General features: G+C 45.8%; 1 protein-coding gene. It reads right to left on the minus strand.

The genetic code is table 11. The features are described from left to right. Positions 1–732 (minus strand): hypothetical protein (locus tag R8N49_RS26695; RefSeq protein WP_318190395.1); only part of this gene is annotated, 732 nt, incomplete at its 3' end. Positions 733–758: the final 26 nt, after the last annotated feature.

Raw genomic sequence — 758 nt, forward strand, 5'->3', positions numbered from 1 at the left:
TTTTGAACCAGATACATTCGCATCGATAAGTAAGCCTTTTGAGTTGAGCTGATAAACGGCAACGCCGCTGTTGAACTGTGCAGAGAACTCTTCGGCATCTTCGCCTGCAACTGCTGAAGCTTCGCTGGTGGCTTCCCAGCCTTCGTTGACGAACGTATCGAAGTCCTGTTTGCTTTCAAACAAAACCACTTGCTGATAAAACTTGCCGCCGAGCCCTAGCGCAACCCCCATACCAAACATGTTCATGTAGGTGCGTTTTTCGGTGGTCTTATCTACCGCCACACCAGAGCCTGAATTAGTGTGGAAAAGCAAAGAGAGCTTGCGAGAATCAAAAACGGCGTAGCCGTAAGCTTTATCGTAAATCGTTTTCGCTTCTGGTTTTTCATTAAAGAGTTTGAGTAAGGTGCTATCGGCCATCAAATCAATCGCTTGACGTGCTTCTTCTGGCGTGTCGCCTTCCATCAACTCATCAATTTTTTTGTCTGCGGAATCTATCCATTCTTTGCTTTTTTCGATACTGGCATCTGTCCATTCGCCAGCCGTATTGATTGCTTCTTCGGACCAATTCGTGAAATCTTGCCACGCTTGTTTTGAAAAGGCTTTAGTGTCGTCCCAAACATCTTGCGCAGTATCCGAAACCGCTTCGCCTAGCTCAGACATTTTGTTGGATATCTCGTCCCAATCTGCATGAGCAGGAGAGGTGAGTAAAATAAGTGTGGTTAAGAGAACGATAGGATTTTAAAATAGAGCTCGCCCAA

The organism is Vibrio sp. 1978 (assembly GCF_033344345.1).